The sequence below is a fragment of the Pseudomonas sp. dw_358 genome, assembly GCF_018449655.1.
In the GTDB taxonomy this organism is placed as follows: Bacteria; Pseudomonadota; Gammaproteobacteria; order Pseudomonadales; family Pseudomonadaceae; genus Aquipseudomonas.
Genome location: NZ_JAAVUX010000036.1, coordinates 1 through 3,260 on the forward strand (window position 1 = coordinate 1; position 3,260 = coordinate 3,260).

Below are 3,260 nucleotides of genomic sequence, written 5' to 3' on the forward strand. Positions count from 1 at the left end.
CGGAGTAGGGGCACCGAACGAGGATGTGGACGGGGATGGCCATGCGACCCAGGTGGCGCTGCGCTTCCCGGGGCAGGTGTATGATGCGACGAGTCAGCTGAGCTACAACTACTACCGGGACTACAATGCGCAGACGGGGCGGTATGTGCAGAGTGATCCGATCGGGTTGAAAGGCGGGATCAATACCTATGGGTATGTTAACGGCAATCCTTCGAATGGAATAGATCCGTACGGGCTTGCAAAAGAAGGCGGGACGATAACTCCTACCTGTATTCCCGGTTTTGAGACGATGATTTGCAGCCCAACCGGGGCGGGCGAGCTCGGACCGATAGGCGGGATAAAGCGAGGATTGAACCCAGATGGAGAGCTAGCTTGTCCTAGTAGTGGCGGAAGTGGAGGTACACCCGCTTTAAGAGGCAGTGAATATTCTCCTGAGGTTGTTGATGCACGAATCAAGCCTCCATACAGAGCAAATCCGGCTCATGATCCGAAAAGCCCGCTTTTTAACCCCAGAAAAACGCCTGAGCCTACAGATGCTGAAAGCGTTTACAACGATGCAGTGAGGGGTGGCATGAACTCGTGGTATGGGAACGGGGCTAATGGTGATATTTATAGATATTTCCCTGACAATGCCGGCAGCAGCCACTTCAGTGGTATTGTACCCTCCGCTCAAGTGCCGAACTCAGTATTGAAAGTGTTAGGGGAATAATGAAGATTTTTGGTGATATCAATGAATTTGCTATTGAGTACTCCCTAAATGATCAACATGGAGGGAGTTGGCTTTTTGGGCAGGTGTGTTATTGGATCGCAGGTGAGCGAGTGGGAGATTTCCCTCTTGGGACCTCACTGCGGGATGTATTGATCCAGATGCAAAATGTAATTGATAATTGTGGAAAGAGGCAGCTAGATAATATGGTGTCGAAGAGCCCGCAAGAGCTGTTCGATGCTATAGATAGCAAACTTTATGGTGGCGTTGACGTAGATAATAATTCTGATGAGTCGGTGGAGAGTTTCTATCGATTTGATATAAGAATTCCGGTTGACGTGTTTGATGGTTGTAAGATGTATTTATTTGAAAGCTCCGGATTTGAATTGATTTTATATAAAAAAAGTTTGGATGGGTTGGTTAACGAAAAAAGGCTGTCTGCCGGGTATTTCGATGCTGTTATCCGCTCTTTCTATGAAGAGGTTCTTGAGATATATAAAAATAACAAATAGCAGTAGGGTTGCTCTGCGCACCCAGGTTGTGGAGGCGAACCGGATCACGGTATACCACTAAGACGATCAGGGACGACTGCTCAACACCCAAGTCACAGCTCGTTGAACGATTAATTAAAAGGATTTGATCATGGCCTCACGTTTTACTCTCGCACGCCTTGCGGTGCCCTTGACCTGTGACTGGCTGTCAGCGTCAACGCGTATGCTGGCAGCTTTGTCAGCTACGCCGATACCGCGGCCAGGTGGTCAGCATCGATAGCTCACGCATCGGTACCATCGGCGTCAACCTGTTTTGCTGCGACGATCAGGGGCAGCTTCATCCCGCTGGCCAATTGAGGTTTTTATGGCTGCGGGTAAACTCTGCCTTGACATTTGATTCAGGCATTCTGGCGAGTAGGTGACACACGGGATCTACATCAATCTGACACATAACGGTATATGATACATTGAAAAAATCAAGGGTTTGATCCTCCCTGCCGATGTATATCAATATGGCTAAATTCTTGTCGACTGAAACTTTTTTCAGGATGGCTGAGACGGAAAGCGTAGGATATTAAGTATATAGAACAGGGATAAGTAGTATGAGACTAGGACGAATGAAAAGCGTTATAAGCTTGTTAATGGCTCTTTGTATAAGTTTTTTTTTCAGCTTTAGAGTCGTTGAGGCTAAAGCATATCAATATTGGGTAAGGGATGTTCCTACTACTGAAAATATGAAGGCAACAACACCTCAAGAGTTATGCCGATATTATTTTCGCACAGAAGGGGCGAATTATCTTGGCGCGGGGAATACCTCTTATGATGGGTCACTTGACATCTATGCAAATCCTCAAGATTTTCGATGTACTATGTACGCCAATCCTTACTATTACTATCAGCATGAAATACAATTTGCTTATTTGAAGCTTTTCACAGGAGATTGTCCAGATGATACCTCCTTAGAGTTTTCAACGGGGTCTTGTAAAGCTAACTCTCAAAAAGGAGTTTCTGAAGAGTCTCGTCTGTGCTCGATATCCAATAATCCATCTTCAGTGAGAGGGGATCCTATCAATGCTGCTAACGGAAATAATTACCAAGTAGAGCTGGATGCTGTTGTAGGCGTACGGCATCCGATTGTTATGAAGCGCTACTATAACAGTTCTGATGGAGTTTGGCGGCATAGCTATTCGGATTATTTGACCTTCGCAGACAGTACTGTTAACGTTGTTCGGGATGATGGTAAGGAGTCTATTTACACTCTTTCAAACGGAGTTTATACATCGTACACTGACTCTGGAATATTGTCCGCCACGAGCTCGGGTTGGGTGTACGTTTCTTCTGATGGGCAAAGTTATTATTTTAATTTGGCAGGCAAGCTGGTACAGCTCACAGATGATACTGGAGATATTTTTAGTGTCGCTTATAACAACGATGCTATTGTCGTAACCAATATAGATGGTCTGATGGTGACTATGACAGAGGATGGATTGCATCAGCTCCAGACGCTTACCACGCCTAATGCTCAATTCACTTACGCTTTGAACCTTACTCGTATCGAAAATGTGCAGAAAACAATGGGGGGCGTGACGACTACTCGACAGTATGTTTATCAAGATAATGGTTACTTTAAAACTTTACTGACGGGTATCATTGACGAGCGTGGGATACAATTCGCTACTTGGACTTACGATACTTCTACGTCCTTGCGACCCACCTTGACCGCCGAACACGCCGACGGCGCTGAAAAAACCACGTTCGTCTACGGCGATACTTCCACCACCGTCACCAACGAGCTGGGCAAGCAGCTGGTATTTCAATTCCAGACCATCCACGGTGCCAAGCTGATCACCGCCATCCAGGGCGAACCTTCTGCCAACTGTCCGGCGAGCAACTCCAGCTACACCTACAACGACCAAGGCCAGGTCCTGACCAAAACTGATGCCAAAGGCTTCATCACCACGTACACCTACAACGACCGTGGTCTTGAAATCAGCCGCACCGAAGCGAGCGGCACGCCTCAAGCCCGCACTACCACGACCGAGTGGGACCCCACTCGATTTCTG

General features: G+C 47.0%; 3 protein-coding genes. All 3 read left to right on the forward strand.

Annotated features, from left to right (window positions below; all coding sequences use genetic code 11):
• A partial coding sequence (locus tag HB675_RS26060) for an RHS repeat-associated core domain-containing protein (protein ID WP_256737681.1) occupies window positions 1–709 on the forward strand: 709 nt, incomplete at its 5' end.
• Window positions 709–1,218, forward strand: coding sequence for an Imm42 family immunity protein (locus HB675_RS25575; protein ID WP_213881951.1), 510 nt, complete (start codon window positions 709–711; stop codon window positions 1,216–1,218). The genes HB675_RS26060 and HB675_RS25575, both read left to right, overlap by 1 nt.
• A 596-nt stretch (window positions 1,219–1,814) precedes the next feature.
• Window positions 1,815–3,260, forward strand: a 1,446-nt coding sequence (locus HB675_RS25580) for a DUF6531 domain-containing protein (protein WP_213881952.1), incomplete at its 3' end; no start/stop codon positions are given.